This window comes from Sphingomonas sp. GW821-FHT03E12 (assembly GCF_059420685.1).
Window position 1 is genome coordinate 130841 of sequence record NZ_JBWKUF010000003.1, and the last position, 14634, is coordinate 145474.

The 14634-nt window shown below is 65.5% G+C and carries 21 protein-coding genes; 6 read left to right on the plus strand and 15 right to left on the minus strand.

Annotated features, from left to right (window positions below):
- Positions 1 to 33 precede the first annotated feature (33 nt).
- Positions 34 to 918 (plus strand): alpha/beta fold hydrolase, encoded by an 885-nt coding sequence (locus AC07TU_RS10135; protein WP_495187788.1) that lies wholly within the window; start codon positions 34 to 36, stop codon positions 916 to 918.
- Between the two features lie 63 nt (positions 919 to 981).
- On the opposite strand, the gene AC07TU_RS10140 is transcribed toward AC07TU_RS10135, so the two are convergent.
- From AC07TU_RS10140 to AC07TU_RS10185, 10 genes are all read right to left on the minus strand, one after another.
- On the minus strand, positions 982 to 1227 hold the full coding sequence (locus tag AC07TU_RS10140) for a hypothetical protein (RefSeq protein ID WP_495187789.1): 246 nt from the start codon (positions 1225 to 1227) through the stop codon (positions 982 to 984).
- Between the two features lie 39 nt (positions 1228 to 1266).
- Positions 1267 to 1533: a hypothetical protein gene (locus AC07TU_RS10145; RefSeq protein ID WP_495187790.1), complete on the minus strand. Its 267-nt coding sequence runs from the start codon at positions 1531 to 1533 to the stop codon at positions 1267 to 1269.
- A 42-nt stretch (positions 1534 to 1575) separates the two neighbouring features.
- Positions 1576 to 1704 carry a hypothetical protein gene (locus tag AC07TU_RS10150; RefSeq protein WP_331027323.1) on the minus strand — a complete coding sequence of 43 codons (129 nt, stop codon included), beginning with the start codon at positions 1702 to 1704 and terminating at the stop codon, positions 1576 to 1578.
- A gap of 31 nt (positions 1705 to 1735) precedes the next feature.
- Positions 1736 to 2008 (minus strand): phage holin family protein, encoded by a 273-nt coding sequence (locus tag AC07TU_RS10155; RefSeq protein ID WP_495187791.1) that lies wholly within the window; start codon positions 2006 to 2008, stop codon positions 1736 to 1738.
- 13 nt (positions 2009 to 2021) lie between these two features.
- Positions 2022 to 2342, minus strand: a complete 321-nt coding sequence (locus tag AC07TU_RS10160; RefSeq protein WP_495187792.1) for a hypothetical protein — start codon at positions 2340 to 2342, stop codon at positions 2022 to 2024.
- A gap of 28 nt (positions 2343 to 2370) precedes the next feature.
- On the minus strand, positions 2371 to 2661 hold the full coding sequence (locus AC07TU_RS10165; protein ID WP_495171511.1) for a hypothetical protein: 291 nt from the start codon (positions 2659 to 2661) through the stop codon (positions 2371 to 2373).
- 30 nt (positions 2662 to 2691) lie between these two features.
- The gene (pspC, locus tag AC07TU_RS10170; protein ID WP_495187793.1) at positions 2692 to 3069 is read right to left on the minus strand and encodes an envelope stress response membrane protein PspC; all 378 of its coding nucleotides are present in this window, start codon (positions 3067 to 3069) and stop codon (positions 2692 to 2694) included.
- Between the two features lies 1 nt (position 3070).
- Positions 3071 to 3352 (minus strand): envelope stress response membrane protein PspB, encoded by a 282-nt coding sequence (pspB, locus tag AC07TU_RS10175; RefSeq protein WP_495187794.1) that lies wholly within the window; start codon positions 3350 to 3352, stop codon positions 3071 to 3073.
- 4 nt (positions 3353 to 3356) lie between these two features.
- Positions 3357 to 4025, minus strand: coding sequence for a phage shock protein PspA (gene pspA, locus AC07TU_RS10180; RefSeq protein WP_495187795.1), 669 nt, complete (start codon positions 4023 to 4025; stop codon positions 3357 to 3359).
- A 67-nt stretch (positions 4026 to 4092) separates the two neighbouring features.
- Positions 4093 to 4305 carry a hypothetical protein gene (locus AC07TU_RS10185; protein ID WP_495187796.1) on the minus strand — a complete coding sequence of 71 codons (213 nt, stop codon included), beginning with the start codon at positions 4303 to 4305 and terminating at the stop codon, positions 4093 to 4095.
- A gap of 101 nt (positions 4306 to 4406) precedes the next feature.
- Here AC07TU_RS10185 and pspF point away from each other — a divergent pair, with 101 nt between their 5' ends.
- From pspF to AC07TU_RS10200, 3 genes are all read left to right on the plus strand, one after another.
- Positions 4407 to 5441, plus strand: coding sequence for a phage shock protein operon transcriptional activator (gene pspF / locus AC07TU_RS10190; protein ID WP_495187797.1), 1035 nt, complete (start codon positions 4407 to 4409; stop codon positions 5439 to 5441).
- 38 nt (positions 5442 to 5479) lie between these two features.
- A complete protein-coding gene (locus tag AC07TU_RS10195) occupies positions 5480 to 6259 on the plus strand; it encodes a TSUP family transporter (RefSeq protein WP_495187798.1) in 780 nt (259 codons plus the stop codon).
- A gap of 94 nt (positions 6260 to 6353) precedes the next feature.
- Positions 6354 to 6971 carry a superoxide dismutase gene (locus AC07TU_RS10200; protein WP_495187799.1) on the plus strand — a complete coding sequence of 206 codons (618 nt, stop codon included), beginning with the start codon at positions 6354 to 6356 and terminating at the stop codon, positions 6969 to 6971.
- 75 nt (positions 6972 to 7046) lie between these two features.
- Here the strand turns inward: AC07TU_RS10200 and AC07TU_RS10205 are convergent, their stop codons facing one another.
- The 3 genes from AC07TU_RS10205 to mtaB all read right to left on the minus strand — a co-directional run bounded on the left by AC07TU_RS10205 (position 7047) and on the right by mtaB (position 9908).
- On the minus strand, positions 7047 to 7676 hold the full coding sequence (locus tag AC07TU_RS10205) for a septation protein A (RefSeq protein ID WP_495187800.1): 630 nt from the start codon (positions 7674 to 7676) through the stop codon (positions 7047 to 7049).
- Positions 7677 to 7740: 64 nt separating this feature from the next.
- Positions 7741 to 8673, minus strand: a complete 933-nt coding sequence (gene ftsY, locus AC07TU_RS10210; protein ID WP_495187801.1) for a signal recognition particle-docking protein FtsY — start codon at positions 8671 to 8673, stop codon at positions 7741 to 7743.
- Positions 8670 to 9908 carry a tRNA (N(6)-L-threonylcarbamoyladenosine(37)-C(2))-methylthiotransferase MtaB gene (mtaB, locus tag AC07TU_RS10215; RefSeq protein ID WP_495187802.1) on the minus strand — a complete coding sequence of 413 codons (1239 nt, stop codon included), beginning with the start codon at positions 9906 to 9908 and terminating at the stop codon, positions 8670 to 8672. The genes ftsY and mtaB overlap by 4 nt, the downstream gene beginning before the upstream one ends.
- Between mtaB and AC07TU_RS10220 the strand changes: the two genes are divergently transcribed.
- Complete coding sequence (locus tag AC07TU_RS10220) at positions 9907 to 10485, plus strand: DUF924 family protein (RefSeq protein WP_495187803.1); 579 nt, start codon at positions 9907 to 9909, stop codon at positions 10483 to 10485. The two genes, mtaB and AC07TU_RS10220, sit on opposite strands and share 2 nt — an antisense overlap.
- Before the next feature lie 35 nt (positions 10486 to 10520).
- Here the strand turns inward: AC07TU_RS10220 and AC07TU_RS10225 are convergent, their stop codons facing one another.
- Entirely contained in the window at positions 10521 to 11189 is a 669-nt protein-coding gene (locus tag AC07TU_RS10225; protein ID WP_495187804.1) for a dioxygenase family protein, read from the minus strand.
- A 66-nt stretch (positions 11190 to 11255) separates the two neighbouring features.
- On the minus strand, positions 11256 to 12902 hold the full coding sequence (locus AC07TU_RS10230; protein WP_495187805.1) for a putative bifunctional diguanylate cyclase/phosphodiesterase: 1647 nt from the start codon (positions 12900 to 12902) through the stop codon (positions 11256 to 11258).
- 221 nt (positions 12903 to 13123) lie between these two features.
- On the opposite strand from AC07TU_RS10230, the gene ffh reads away from it, so the two are divergent.
- Positions 13124 to 14608, plus strand: a complete 1485-nt coding sequence (ffh, locus tag AC07TU_RS10235) for a signal recognition particle protein (RefSeq protein WP_495187806.1) — start codon at positions 13124 to 13126, stop codon at positions 14606 to 14608.
- Positions 14609 to 14634 lie beyond the last annotated feature (26 nt).

Here is a 14634-nt window from a genome sequence, read left to right on the forward strand (position 1 = left end):
CATTGTGCGCATCGACGAGTACGGGAGAGTGGTATGACGGCACGTTGGGGGCGATCGGGACTCACGGCATGGGCGCTCCTGCTGGCACTGCCCGGAGCGTCTGGCGCGCAAACCCCGGCGATGGCGCGCGCGCCGGTTACCACTACCACCGATATCGTCTACGCGACTCATTCCACAGGCCCGTTGCATCTTGATCTGCACCGTCCGGCAGCGAAGGGGCGGGCGCCGGTACTGATCTTCCTGCACGGCGGCGGCTGGGCCCGCGGCGAGCGGCCGAAGAGCTGGACCGGCTTCAAGCGCTTCGTCGAAGCGGGCTATGCGGTGGTCAGCGTTCAATATCGCCTGTCGGGCACCGCGCGGGCGCCTGCGGCTGTTCAGGATGCGCGCTGCGCGATGGCCTGGGCGGCGCGCGAAGCGGATCGCTACCAGCTCGATCCGCGTCAGATTGTGGTGATGGGGAGCAGCGCGGGTGCGCATCTGGCGTTGCTGGCGGGGATGATGGGGGCGAAATCAGACATCGATCTGCCTGCCTGCGGTCCCGTGCCGCGCGCTGCGGCGATCGTGGACTTCTACGGGCCGAGCGACCTGCGCCCGGAATCGGTTGGCGCTTGGCACAGCCCGTCGATCACGAAGTGGATCGGGGAGGGGCCGGACGCGTCGACTCTGGCGGCGCGGATGTCGCCGCTCACGCTGGTGCGCAAGGGGCAGCCGCCGGTGTTCATCGTCCATGGCGACGCCGACGATGTGGTGCCGATCCAGTCGTCACAATTACTGAAGGCAGCGCTCGACAAGGCCGGGGTTCCATCGGAGTTTCAGATCGTGCCCGGCGGCGGCCATGGCCAGTTCGAGGATGATGTCCAGGCCCGCCTTCAAACGGAAGCAGTCCGTTTCCTGAAGCGGCACCGGATCGCGCGCTGACGGGCGGATCCGGCGCCGGGTCGGGAGCGGCTGCAAGGGGTGCCGCTCCCGGGTAAGCAATGGTTACAGATCGACCCCGGCGGCGATCGCTTCGAGCTTGCGGATCCGTTCCTTGAGATCGGCGATCTCGATCCGCGCACCGGCGTGGGTGGGTGCCGGCTGGTGGTTGTCGCCGGCATGCGCCAGGCTCAGTTCCTGCCGCTTCAGCGACAGCCAGCCGCGCCATCCGGCGAGGCCCGCCGCGGTGACCATACCCAGGCCGGCAAGGGCCGCGGTCGCCATGACAAGGTAGAAATTAGGGTCACTCATCACGCCCTCCATCAGACGCGTTGCGTTCGGTTGTGCCGGTCAGTTCCGGCCGTCGCGCAGCTTCTCGATCTCGCGGTCGAGGTTGGTTGCGCTGTGATTGTCGGTGATCACCCGCTCAAGGACGGCGATGCGGTCCTTCAGCGTGCGCACCTCTTCCTGCAGGCGGCGGGCTTCGGCGGTATTCGCGCCGTCATTGACGCTATGCTCGTTGCCCCACTTGTCCTTGCGGACACCCATCTTCGCCCGGATGACGCTGCCGATCGTCACGATCAGCACGATCCCGATCACCATCTCAAACGGATTCATTCAAAGCCTCCTTGGCCTTTGCGCCGTTGGTCCGGCGTCGTTTCAGTTCGTTGCTTCCGCCTGTTCGCGCGCCAGTCTCTCGGCGCGGCGGACGGGGCGGTCGCGCATCTCGGAAAGCGTGACGCCGATTGCGCCGATCACGCCCAGTACCGCGAAGAACCCGATCAACATTGTTGCTACTCCCTAATACTCGGGGGTTGGTTCAGTTTACAGGCCGCTCGTCACGCAGCCGTTCGATTTCGTCGGAGAGGTCGAGACCCTTGTCGGTCGCGATCCGCTCCAGCACCCGCACCCGCTGCTCCAGCCGCTCGGTATGCGCCGCATATTGCGCGGCCTTCTCGGCAGTCTGGGCGTTGAGCGCCTCGGTCATCTTCTCTTTGTGCTTCAGCCAGCGCGCGAACATGCTGGAGCCGATGCCGCCGATCACCGGAATGCCCACGACGATCATGAAGAAGATGAGCAGGCTGGTGGGCATATCTCCGGATCCTTCAGTTCTTGGTGGTGACGCGGAGCGCTTCGATCTCGCGATCCAGCGCTACACTTCCGTCGGTGACGATGCGTTCGACATTCGCCAAACGGTCTTTAATCGAACCGAGTTCGGCGCGAAGCTGAGCATTCTCGCTGGTCAACAGCTTGATCCGCTCCATCGCCTCATCGTTCTTCTTGGGGTAGATTGCCTGGCCCCAGCCGCCCTCGAGCGGATAGCCGTGCTTGATGCGCAGCCAGGTGGTCAGCACCCATCCGCCGATACCCAGAACACCCATGATGGCGACGAGGGGAAAGAAGGGCTGAAGAAACTGCGGATCCATTGTGCGTTCCCTAAATTCTGTTCTGGTTTCAGCGCAGCGAGTCGATTTCGCGGGCGGTGCGTTCGGCGGGGTCGGTGGCAATGCGTTCCAGCACCGCAATCCGTTCTTCCAGCCGGCCGATCTGCCCCGTCAGCCGCTCATTCTCGTTGGTCAGCAGCTCGATCTTGCGTTCTGCGGCGGGGTCGGCCTTGTTGGTCATCCCGCTCCACTCATTCTCGATCGGATAACCGTGCTTTGCACGGATCCAGGTCGATACGAGCCAGCCCAAGGTCGAGATCGCGATGATGGCGATGACGAAACCCGGTCCACTCCAGCTCATTGGTTGTTCCCTCCTGTTGAACGCCGCGGCTCAGCGCAGGCGCTCGATCTCGTCGGCGAGCTGCGTGTTGCGGCTCGTATAAAAGGTTTCGATGTCGGCCATGCGGCGGTCGATATCGCGCAGCTTCGAGCGGACTTCCTGGGTCGAGCGGCGCGGATTGGCCCGCACGCCCTGCCAGAACTTCTTGTCCTCATCGCTGTGGTAGAGGCCGATCGGCTTCTGCGAAGTGACCATCGCCAGGCCGATATAGACAAAGAACATCAGCGGGAAGGTGGCGACCAGCAGGGCCAGGAAGCCCAGGCGGATCCACAGCGGGTCGACGCCGGTATACTCACCAAGACCCTCGCAGACGCCCAGCCACTTGCCGTTGATCTTGTCGCGATAGAGTTGCGTGCGGCTGACAGACATTTCAGTTCCTCCGTGCGCGTTCATAGTCGGGGAGTTCGCGGACCGGCGGCGTATCGTGACCGCGCAGACGGAACTCCGGATTGTCGGCGGCGATGATCCGCTCGATGGTCTGAAGACGATCTTCCAGCCGGCGTGCCGTATAGTGCAGCTCGTCGAGCAGGTTCTCGTCCTCACCGGTCAGGGTCTTCGCCTGCTTCCACTTGGTGACATAGTGCAGGATCACCCAGGGCATCGCGACGAAGATGAAGCCGACGACGACGAGTGCCATGAAAACATCTTCCATCGTCTCAGCCCTCCTTGTTCAGGCGCGCCTTGAGCGCGGCCAGCTCGGCATCGACCTTCTCGGCCGACTGAAGCTCGGCGATTTCCTCTTCCAGCGTCTTCTTCGGCGCGCCCAGTGCCAGCGCATCGGCGCGGCCCTCGGCGAAGTCGACCCGGCGCTCGAGCAGGTCGAAGCGGCTGAATGCCTCGCTCACCTTCGAACCGTGGGTCATCTCGCGCAGCTTGACGCGGTTGTTGGCGCTTTCCAGGCGGGTCGTGATCGCGTTCTGGCGGGCCCGGGCGTCGCGCAGCTTGGTCTGAAGCTTGGCGATGTCCTCTTCCGAGGCGCGCAGCGCGTCGTCCAGAACCGAAATCTCGGCTTGGAGCTGATCGCACATATCAAACGCCTTCTGGCGCTCCACCAGCGCGGCCTTGGCCAGGTCCTCGCGGTCCTTGCTCAGCGCGAGCTCGGCCTTTTCGGTCCAGCTCAGCTGCAGATTCTCCAGCTTCGCGATATGGCGCCGCATTTCCTTCTGGTCGGCGATGGTGCGCGCCGCGCTGGCGCGAACCTCGACCAGAGTCTCCTCCATCTCGAGGATGATCATGCGGATCATCTTCGCCGGATCTTCCGCCTTGTCGAGAAGGTCGGTCATGTTGGCTGCGATGATATCGCGGGTGCGAGAGAAAATGCCCATCTTCAACTTGCTCCTTGAAACTCCGTGCCGCCGGGCGGGCTAGGGGTTACCCGCCCGGCGGGACCGCTCAGGCCGTGGCCTGAGTGGAAACATTGGCCGTCGCGGTGGCGGCGGGGCCGACGACACTGGCGAGGCAGGTGGTGCTCACGACCAGGGTGCAGATCAGCGCCGCCATCGTGGTGCGAAAGCTGTTGTTGCCCTTGTACATTGTCGTTCCGTCCCTTGGTATCTCTTTGCCGCCCGATGCGGCATGACAGCAATATTGCAGGGGGCGTGCCAAGTTTGAAAACTGGCTGAAATCCGCCAGTTTCAACCGGTTCCGGCCGATCGTTGCAATTGTCCCCTTGCCAAGTGTTGGGAAAATACCCCAAAGGTTCGGATATGGAGCGCACGACCCAGGTGATCGGCCAATCCGGCGCATTTCTGGATGCGCTCGAACTCGCGTCGCGCGCAGCGGCGCTCGACCGGCCGGTGCTGGTGATCGGCGAGCGCGGGACCGGCAAGGAGCTGGTCGCCGAGCGTCTCCACCGCCTGTCGCCGCGCTGGGACCAGCCGCTGGTGGTGATGAACTGCGCCGCGCTGCCCGAAACGCTGATCGAGGCCGAGCTGTTCGGGCATGAGGCCGGCTCGTTCACCGGCGCGACCAAGGGGCGTGCCGGCCGGTTCGAAGAGGCCGATGGCGGCACATTGTTCCTCGATGAGCTGGGTACGCTTTCGATGGCGGCGCAGGACCGGCTGCTCCGCGCGGTCGAATATGGGGAAATCACCCGCATCGGTGCGTCGCGGCCGATCCAGGTCGATGTCCGAATCGTCGCCGCGACGAACGAACATCTGCCTGAGCGTGTCGAGCGGGGCACCTTCCGCGCCGACCTGCTTGACCGTCTGAGTTTCGAGGTGGTGACGCTGCCGCCGTTGCGTGCGCGCGCCGGCGACATCCTCGTCCTTGCCGAATTCTTCGGCAGGCGCATGTCGTCGGAAATCGGCAAGGATTGGGAAGGGTTCGGCCCGACCGCACTCGACTCGCTGACCAACTACAGCTGGCCCGGCAACGTCCGCGAGCTGCGCAACGTGGTCGAGCGCGCGATCTATCGCTGGGACGGCTACGGGCCGGTCGATGCGATTCAGATCGATCCCTTCGCCTCGCCCTATCGCCCGGCGCCCATGCCGCACGGCATCCCTGGCAACGCCGCGCCGGTGCAGCTCGTTACCGAGGAGCCCGGGCCGCTGCCGCGCCGCGAGGATGATCTCGCCGGCGACTTCAAGAGCCGCGTCAACCGTTTCGAGCGCGAGCTGCTCAGCCGTGCGCTCGCCGAGAATCGCTTCAACCAGCGTTCGACGGCGGAGGCGCTTGGCCTGAGTTATGACCAGCTCCGCCACGCCCTGAAGCGCCACGAGCTGCTGAACGCCGGGGGATAGGTTGCCATCCGGGCGTCGCGCGGCCTATCGCGCCCGGCATGGAATTCACCGCAGAGATCGTCGCCTTCCTCCTCGCCATCGCCTTCGTCGCAGGAACGATCGACGCGATGGCCGGCGGGGGCGGGCTGTTGACCATCCCCGCGCTGATGGCGGCAGGCGTCCCGCCGGTCGCGGCGATCGCCACCAACAAGCTGCAGAGCGCGTTCGGAACCGCATCGGCCTGCATCGCTTATTGGCGCGGCGGCCATCTCGACCTGCGCCGCTTCGCTTTGCCTGCGGCGGGCGCGTTCCTGGGTTCCGCGGCGGGTGCATTCACCGTCCAGCACGTCGATCCTGGCTTTCTCACCGCCTTCGTCCCGATCCTTCTGATCCTGATGGCGATGTACTTCCTGCTTGCGCCGCCGATGGGAGAGGCGGATCGCCACGCCCGGCTCGGCCGGATCGGCATCACCGCGGTGTCGGTCGTGCTGGGCTTCTATGACGGCTTCTTCGGCCCCGGGGCGGGATCCTTCCTGACGACGATGCTCGTCGCACTCGCCGGGCTCGGCCTCGTCCGCGCCATCGCCAATGCCAAGTTCCTCAACTTTGCCACCAATGTCGCCGGGCTGCTGGCGATGATCGCTGGCGGCAAGGTGCTGTGGATGCTCGGCCTCGGCATGGCCGCCGCGAATATCGTGGGCAATCAGATCGGCGCGCGGCTGGCGATGCGCTTCGGCGGCAAGGGCGTGCGGCCGCTGCTGGTTCTCATGTCGGTCGCGCTCACCGTGAAGCTGCTGTCGGACCCCGCCAATCCGATCTGGAGCTGGCTCCCCCACTGATCGCCCATTTCGATTGCGACACGAGAAAAATTTGTGCGGCGAAGCCCGGGCTGATGCGTTAGGCGGGCGCCAGACACATAAGGAGGGTAACCCCATGGCTTTCGAACTTCCCACGCTGCCGTACGCCAAGGACGCGCTCGCGCCGACCATCTCGGCCGAGACGCTCGATTTCCACTATGGCAAGCACCACAAGGCCTATGTCGACAAGACCAACGGCTTCGTCGCGGACAAGGGACTGGAGGGCAAGAAGCTCTCGGAAGTCATCAAGCACGCCAAGGAAACCGGCGACAAGGCGCTCTTCAACAACTCGGCGCAGATCTGGAACCACAGCTTCTACTGGTTCGGCCTGACGCCTGAGCCCAAGGAGCCGACCGGCAAGCTCGCGGAGCTGATCGAGAAGACCTTCGGTTCGAAGGAAGAGCTGGTGAAGAAGCTGATCGCCGAGGCGACCAACCACTTCTCCAACGGCTGGGGCTGGCTGGTGCTCGACGGCGACGAGATCAAGGTGACCTCGCTCCACGACGCCGACACGCCCGTCGTCTATGACTACAAGCCGCTGCTGACGATCGACGTGTGGGAGCATGCCTACTACATCGATTACCGCAATGCGCGTCCGGGCTATCTCGATGCGATCACCAAGATCATCGACTGGGATTTCGTCGCTGCGAACCTCGACGGCGAGGGCGTGAGCCGGGCCGACCAGAACGGCTGATCGCCCGACGGCGTAAATGAAAAGGGCCGCGGTTCACCCGAACCGCGGCCCTTTTTCTTGTCCGTATGGTGGAGCTCACTGCTCTGGCGGCAGCGCCTTGTCGACGATCTCGCGGTCGGTGGTCAGGCCGTGGCGCAGCAGCATGGGCACGTTGCCCATCGCGAAGATCAGCGTCAGCGGCACCACGCCCCACAGCTTGAAGCCGACCCAGAAATCCCAGCTCTGCGTGCGCCACACCGCTTCGTTCAGCACCGCCATCGCGACGAAGAAGATCGTCCAGTTGATCGTCAGCAGGCGCCAGCCCTTGGCGGTCAGCCCCGGATAGGCGCTTTCGAGCAGCATCTGCAGCAGCGGCTTCTTCGTGATCAGGCCATAGGCCAGCACCGCGGCGAACATCGAATAGACGAGCGTTGGCTTCACCTTGATGAAGGTCTCGTCGCGGAACCACAAAGTCAGCCCGCCGAACACCAGCACCAGCGCACCCGAAATCCAAAGCATCGGTGAGACATGCTTGGTCTTCCACAGCGAGACGCCGATGGCGACGAGGATCGCGACCATGAACGCGGCGGTCGCCGCCATCATCCGCAGCAGCTGCGGCCCGCCCATCAGGCTGTTGACGGCAAAGAATATCGCGAGCGGACCGAAATCGATCAGCATGCGAAGGCCCGGGGTAGGGGCCGGTTTGGTGGAGGTGGATTCGGTCATCGGTTCCTAGAATTCCGTGCGTGTCGCGCGAAGTCGAGCCACAATTTCAAGAGGTGGGGCCGGTTCAGCCCTTGTTGAACGCCTCGACCCCCGCGATGATCCGGGCGACTTCATTGGGATCGAAGCCGCGCAGGTCGTCGACTTTCTCGCCGACGCCGATCGCGTGGATGGGCAGACCGTATTTCTCCGCCGCCGCGACCAGCACGCCGCCGCGCGCGGTGCCGTCGAGCTTGGTCATGACGATGCCGGTGACGCCGGCGACTTCCTTGAACACCTCGATCTGGCTGAGCGCGTTCTGGCCGGTGGTCGCGTCGAGCACCAGCACCACGTCATGCGGCGCACCCGGATCGATCCGGCCGAGCACGCGGCGGATCTTGGCCAGCTCGTCCATCAGCTCGCGCTTGTTCTGAAGACGGCCGGCGGTGTCGACGATCAGCACGTCGGCACGCTGGTCGGTGGCCTGCTTCAGCGCCTCGAACGCGATTCCCGCAGCGTCGCCGCCCTCGGCGCCCGCGATGATCGGCACGCCGACCCGCTCGGCCCAGGTCTTGAGCTGGCCGATCGCGGCCGCGCGGAACGTGTCGCCCGCCGCCAGCATCACCTTCAGCCCCTGATCCTTGAGGATCGCGGCCAGCTTGGCGATGGTCGTGGTCTTGCCCGATCCGTTGACGCCGATCACCAGGATCACCTGCGGCCGTGCCTTGTCGGTGGTCAGCGGCTTGGCGACGGGGACCAGCGCCTTCTCGATCTCCTCGGCGACGACCAGGCGGATGCCGAGGTCTTCCATGCCGCGCTCATATTGACCGTCGGCCAGCCGGCTGCGGATACGCGCCGCGGTGCCGGGGCCGAGGTCGCTGGCGATCAGCGCCTCCTCGATCTCGTCCAGCGTCGCGTCGTCCAGGCGCGCGGCACCAAGGCCGGCCAGGTTGCCGACCAGCTTGTCGGACGTCTTCTTGAACCCGCCAAGCAGCCGTTCGCGCCACGAAGGTCCGCTCATGCGATCGCCCCGATCAGCTTGCCGTCCTGTACCGTTTCGATCTTCACGTTCGCGATTGCCCCGACTTCCTGTGGCGGAAGTATCACTTCCGCGAAATTGCCCGCATGCCCGCGGTCGCCCGGTCTTTCCACCAGAATCGACTGGCGGGTGCCGATCAGCGAGTCCAGCCACGCCGCCCGCCGCGCCGCCGCGCGCTCACGCAACGCCGCCGCGCGCGCCTTGGCGATGCCGGGTGCGACCTGTGGCATCCGAGCCGCCGGCGTGCCGTCGCGCGGGCTATAGGGAAAGATATGCGCATGGACGATGTCGCAATCGTCGATCAGCGCCAGCGTGTTGGCGAACATCGCCTCGTCCTCGGTCGGGAATCCGGCGATCAGGTCCGCGCCGATCGCGATCTCGGGCCGCGCCGTCTTGAGCCGTGCCACCAGTTCCACCGACTGCGCCCGCGCATGCCGCCGCTTCATCCGCTTGAGCACCATGTCGTCGCCCGCCTGGAGCGAGAGATGGACATGCGGCATCACGCGCGCTTCCTGCGTGAGCAGCGTGAACAGCCGCTCGTCGATCTCGATCCCGTCGAGCGAGGAGAGGCGCAGCCGCGCGACATCGCTATGCGCCAGCACCCGCTCGACCAGCATGCCCAGCGTCGGCGTGCCGGGCAGGTCGGGGCCGTAGCTGGTCAGGTCCACCCCGGTCAGCACGACCTCGCGATGCCCGGCTTCGACCAGTGCCTGCACCCGCTCGACGACCGCACCTGCCGGCACCGACCGGCTGTTCCCGCGGCCAAAGGGGATCGCGCAGAAGGTGCAGCGATGGTCGCACCCGTTCTGCACCTCGACAAAGGCGCGGGCATGGGCGGAGAAGCTCGCGGCGAGGTGGGGCGCGGTTTGGCGTACCGCCATGATGTCCTGAACCAGCGCCGCCTCTTCCGAAGCCCATGCGGCCGGGATCAGCTTTTCGGCGTTGCCGATCACCCGGTCCACCTCGGGCATCTCGCCGAAGCTTTTAGGGTCGATCTGCGCGGCGCAGCCGGTCACCACGAGCTGCGCGTCGGGACGGGCGCGCCGCGCCTGGCGGATCGCCTTGCGGGTCTGGCGCACGGCCTCGTTGGTCACCGCGCAGCTGTTCACGACGACAACATCCTCGGACCCAAGCAGCGCCCGGATCGTTTCGCTTTCAGCGAGGTTGAGCCTGCAGCCCAGGCTGATTACCTCTGGTCCGGAACAGGAGGACGACATGAGCGGCGATCTAGGGCTGGCGGACGGCGAAGTCCATGACGAGGCCGGTGCGGTGCTCGACTTCTGGTTTGGGGAGCTCACGCCCGAACAGCATTTCGCGAAGGATGACGCGCTCGACGAAACCATTCGCGCGCGCTTCTCGCGGCTGCACGATTTCCTGATGGCGAGCGGCGCTGCGGGCTGGCGTGACCAGCCGGATAATCTCCTTGCCGCGGTCATCGTGCTCGATCAGTTCAGCCGCAACATGCATCGCGGCACGGCACAGGCCTATGCCGCGGACAAGCTGGCGCTGTCGCTGACGCTCGAAGCGATCGGCAAGGGCTGGGACGCAAAACTACCCGCCGATCGCGCCGTCTTTCTCTACATGCCGCTGATGCATGCCGAGAGCCCGGAGGCGCAGAAGCTCTGCATCGCCAAGATGGCGGCAATCGGCAAGGACGAGCAGGTGAAGTACGCGATCGATCATGCGGTGGTGATCGAACAGTTCGGCCGCTTCCCCAGCCGCAACGCCGCGCTCGGCCGCGAGTCCACGCCTGCCGAGCGCGAGTATCTGAAGCGTCCGGATGCCGGATGGTAACTCTGCCGGGTGATGATCAGGCATGAATTGCCTGATCAGGCCGGGTGCGTTTCCAGCCTGATGTCGCGCTGCGCCAGCAGGATGCCGTTCGAAGTCCTGCCTAGCCGGATGACCCCGTCGCCGCCGCGCAGCTCGCACGCCTTGCGATAGGCGGGAGTGACGCCGAACTCGCCCTCGAACACCACGTCGTCGATATAATAGGGCCGCTGGCCGGGCTCGCCGACGAACAGATGGACGTGCGCGGGCATCGTCCGGTCGGGATAGGGGGCGGGCTTGATCGTGTTGAAGGTATAGCGCCCGTCCGCACCGGTGCGCGCCCAGCCGCGCAGCCGGCCATGGCGGCGGCTCCACATGCTCTCGTTCGATCCGTTCGCGTACAGGCCATCACTGTTGGTGTGGTGCGCGTAGATGACCACGCCTGGAGCGGGGGTAGTGCCGTCCGCGGTCACGACCCGTCCGGTCAGGATCATCCGCTCACCCGGTTCGCCCGGGTCAGCCAGCTCGACCGTTGCGCGGAGCGTTCCGGCGGGGCGCTCGCCCACGGCTTCGCAGCCCTCGCAATTGTAGAGGTTGGGCCGAGCCGGCGTCGCGGGCAATGCAGAGGGGCCGGGCTGCAATGGCCGCGCCATCAGGGTGCGGATCGCAAGGACGCCCCCGGCACCTCCTGCCAGGGCTGCCAGCACTATGCGTCGATCGACGGCCATTGTCCTCACCTCTCCCGGTGCGTCGCGTACGTCTAGATCAGGCCGGGCGCCGGGAGAAGGGGGAGGTCAACTCGCCCGGCGTTCGCCGTCGGGCGCGATCTGGACGACGGGCGTGACCGTTGCGGGTGTCTGGGCCTGCTGCACCAGCAGCCTCTTTTCCGCCAGCATCCGCCGCGCACCCGCGACCGAGAGCGGCTTGCCATAATACCAACCCTGGGCCTTGGAGCAGCCGAGCGCCTTCAGCCGTGCTTCGATCGCAGCATCCTCGACGCCCTCGGCGGTGATCGGCAGGTTGAGGCTCTCGCCCAGGCTGACGATCGCATTGACGATGGCTGCGGAGTCCGCGCTCTCATTGAGCGAGATCACGAAGCTCTTGTCGATCTTGATCCGGTCGAAGGGCAGCGCGCGCAGGTGCGCGAGGCTGGAATAGCCGGTCCCGAAATCGTCCAGCGCCAGCTTGGCGCCCTGGTTCTTGAGGCTGCCGACGATCGACTGGGCGAGCGCCAGGTTCTCGAACAGCGCGCTCTCGGTGATCTCGAGCTCCAGCCGATGGGCGGGGAAGCCGGTCTCGGTCAGCACCTTGATGATCTTCTGCGACAGCCAGGCGTCGCGCAGCTGCCAGGGCGAGATGTTGACCGACAGGTTGAGCGCCGGGTCCCAATCGCGCGCCGCGGTGAAGGCCTGGTGCATGATCGACAGCGACATCTCGGCGATCAGGCCGGTTTCCTCGGCGATCGGGATGAACAGCTCGGGGCTGATCAGCCCGCGCGTCGGATGTTCCCAGCGGGCGAGAACCTCGAAGCCGTAGAGTTTGCCGGAGGCGAGGTCGATCTGCTGCTCGAAATAGGGGACGATTTCGCCGCGCGGGATCGCGGCGCGCAGCCCCGATTCGAGCTCGTTGCGCGTCTGCAGCTCGCGTTCCATCGACTGGTCGAACCACGCATAGCGGTTTCGCCCCGACTTCTTCGCGACATACATCGCAATATCAGCAGACCGCAGCAACGCATCGATACTCTGGCAGTCGAAGTCGGATCGCGCGACGCCGACCGAGCAGCTGATATGGAGCCGGAAGCCGTCGGCCTCGATCGGCTGGGAGAGGCGCGCGACCAGCTTCTCGGCGATCCGCTCGACCGTATCGGGGTGTGCCGGATCGAACAGGAAGCCGCATGCGAATTCGTCGCCGCCCAGTCGAGCGGTCAGGGCTACCGGAGGCATGGCGTTCGCGATTTCGCCCGCGACGGCGCGCAACAGGGCGTCGCCGACCGCATGGCCGTGCATATCGTTGATCGTCTTGAAGTGATCGAGGTCGACGATCATCAGCGCCATCGCCTTGCGGCGGTTGTGCGCGCGCATGAACATCGCCGCGCCTTCCTCGTTCAGGCTGCGGCGGTTGAGAAAGCCCGTCAGCGGATCGCGACTCGCCAACATGTGCGCGCGCTCTTCGGCGGCGGCGCGGATGCGCACCTCATGGCGCAGCGCGGTGTGGCGGCGCCAGCCGAACAGGATCAGCGCGACGTTGAGCAGCAGCGCGATCACCAGCGTGCGATCCGCCGGCGCGCCGCCCTCGAAATAGTGTTTGAGCGTCTTGGACAGGACCGAGCTGCCCGTGCCCACGAACATCAGGATCGCGGCGACGCTGATGGCCCCCGTGATCAGGTCCGTGCCCGGCGCTGCGTTCCTGATTTCGTCTTGCTTGTCGAGATCCAGCGCCATGCCGGCAAATCTCCCACCCCTGTCAATCGCGGGATTTTCCACGTCGAGAGTGTAGATGGAGTTAAAGTGGGTAGAGGTTGCACCTATCTTCGTTTCCGGCTAAGCGCGCCTCCGACCGTTCCCAGGAACGCGACGCATGTTGCCCAAGGGCACGCTGGCCGACGAGGTTTCGTCCGCCGGCGTTTTATGCGTTTCGGACTTGGGAAGAATTGGAGAAGCGAGTGTTCGATAGTCTGAGCGAGCGGCTTGGCGGCGTATTCGACCGTCTCAAGGGCCGTGGCGCGCTGACCGAAGCCGATGTGCGGACCGCGATGCGCGAAGTGCGTATCGCGCTGCTCGAGGCCGACGTCGCACTCCCCGTCGCTCGCCAGTTCGTCGAGACCGTCACTGAGCAGGCGGTCGGCGAAAAGGTGCTGCGCTCGGTCACGCCGGGCCAGCAGGTCGTCAAGATCGTCAACGACGCGCTGATCGAGATGCTGGGGCCGGACACGGCCGAGCTCGCGCTCGACGTCACCCCGCCCGCCGTCGTGATGATGGTCGGTCTGCAGGGCTCGGGTAAGACCACCACCACCGCCAAGATCGCCAGGCTGCTGAAGAAGCAGGGCAAGAAGGTGATGATGGCGTCGCTCGACGTCAATCGCCCGGCCGCGCAGGAACAGCTCGCCGTGCTCGGCACGCAGATCGAGGGCGCGACGCTCCCGATCGTCGCGGGGCAGCAGCCGGTCGATATCGCCCGCCGCGCGCTTCAGGCCGCGAAGCTTCAGGGCTTCGACGTGCTGATGCTCGACACCGCGGGCCGCCTGCACGTCGACCAGCAGCTGATGGACGAGATGAAGGCGGTCGCCGACATCTCCAAGCCGCAGGAAATCCTGCTCGTCGTCGACAGCCTGACCGGTCAGGACGCGGTCAACGTCGCGCAGAGCTTCGGCGATCAGGTGCCGCTCACCGGCGTCGTGCTCACCCGCATGGACGGTGACGCGCGTGGCGGTGCGGCCCTCTCGATGCGTGCCGTCACCGGCAAGCCGATCAAGTTCGCCGGCGTCGGCGAAAAGCTCGACGCGATCGAGCCCTTCCACCCGCAGCGTGTTGCCGGCCGTATCCTGGGCATGGGCGATGTCGTCTCGCTGGTCGAGAAGGCCGCTCAGGCGATCGAGCAAGAAGACGCCGAGAAGATGGCGGCGCGGCTCGCCAAGGGCCAGTTCGACATGAACGACCTGCGCGGCCAGCTCGCGCAGATGCGCCGCATGGGCGGTCTCGGCGCGCTCGCCGGGATGATCCCCGGCATGAAGAAGGCGCAGCAGGCGATGGCCAATGGCGCGGTCGATGAGCGTATCCTGCTCCGCATGGACGCGATGATCACGTCGATGACGCCCAAGGAGCGCACCAAGCCCGAGCTGATCAACGCCAAGCGCAAGATCCGCATCGCCAAGGGTTCGGGCACGACCGTTCAGGACGTGAACAAGCTGCTCAAGATGCACCTCGAAATGTCCACCGCGATGAAGCGCATCAAGAAGATGGGCGGCCTCAAGGGCATGCTCGGGATGCTCGGCAAGGGTGGCATGGGCGGCCTCGGCAACGCGCTTGGCGGCCCGCAGATGGGCGAGATGATGGGCAAGCTTGGCGGCCCGGGCGGCGGCATCCCCGGCCTGCCCGGCGACGGCGAGATTCCGCCCGAGCTGGCAAAGCTTTTGAACAAGAAAAAGTAATTTAATTTCAGACTTTTAAGAAGGAA